The organism is Zoogloea oryzae, from assembly GCF_030161255.1.
GTDB lineage: Bacteria > Pseudomonadota > Gammaproteobacteria > Burkholderiales > Rhodocyclaceae > Zoogloea > Zoogloea oryzae.
In genome coordinates, this window is the sequence record NZ_BSPX01000220.1 from 1 (window position 1) to 1,011 (window position 1,011).

Genomic DNA, 1,011 nt, shown 5'->3' on the forward strand with positions numbered 1-1,011 from the left:
CCAAACGACCCTTTCTTAAATCCACACGACCTCAATCGACACTAGCCCTTCTTAAATCCAAGCGAAAGCAATCTTTTCGTAGGCGTTTGCCCCCAATTGGGCCGGGGGATCGAATTGATTATAGAAACATCAGTTTACTTAGTCGATTTATTAGTGAACAAGGGAAGATATTATCTAGGCGTGTAACCAGATCGACTTTAAAACAACAACGATTAATTACTATTGCTATAAAACAAGCTCGTATTTTATCATTGTTACCTTTTCTTAATACTAATGATACAAAATGGAAGAGACCTAAGTCCGCCCCTCTAATCAAAAAAGATACAATAAAAAAAAATAGAAAATGGGTAAGAAATAAGTCTACCCCTCTAATCAAAAAAGATAAAAAATAAGAAAATATAAAAAATGTGTAATAAATCAATCGATTTATATTCCTCATTCTTCAATGGATTCTAAATTCCAATCCGAACTTCAATGCGGGTTTCGGGTGGATGTTTTGGTCAAAACTAAGAAAATCCAGGTTGGTTTGATTGTCGCGTCGTACGATACAAAAAAAAGGACAAAAAAAGGAAGAACACTTTTTTATTGAAGTGCGTTGGTTAATTTTGATCATATTCATTTCTCCTCTCTCCCTTCCCGGGGTTTTTTCTCCGGGGCTCCCATTTCACGCATTCCCATTAATTCCGTCCAATCTCTCTGCCTATTAAATGATCTCGTTGGAAATCATATAAAGACAATTCCTGTTTGATATAGCTATTTGTGCGAGTATTTTTCGATTAAGAAGCAACTGATTCTTGTACAGATCATGTATTAATCGACTATAACTATAGGATACCATAGTCTCACGAATTACTGCATTTATTCGAGTGATCCATAAACGGCGAAAAGTTCTCTTTTGTCTGCCCCTATCCCTATCCGCGGAAGCCAAAGCTCTTATTTTTTGTTGAATACCAATTCGGGTCAGTTTTGAATGGGCCCCTCGAAAGGTTGATACAAATAAACTTGTTTTTG

The 1,011-nt window shown here is 36.2% G+C and carries 2 protein-coding genes; one reads left to right on the plus strand and one right to left on the minus strand.

Annotated features, from left to right (window positions below; all coding sequences use genetic code 11):
• Positions 1-392 (plus strand): 30S ribosomal protein S18 (gene rpsR / locus QQK25_RS24815; RefSeq protein WP_284190067.1); only part of this gene is annotated, 392 nt, incomplete at its 5' end.
• 311 nt (positions 393-703) lie between these two features.
• Here the strand turns inward: rpsR and rplT are convergent.
• The coding region (gene rplT, locus QQK25_RS24820; protein ID WP_498027254.1) for a 50S ribosomal protein L20 at positions 704-1,011 on the minus strand (308 nt) is incomplete at its 5' end.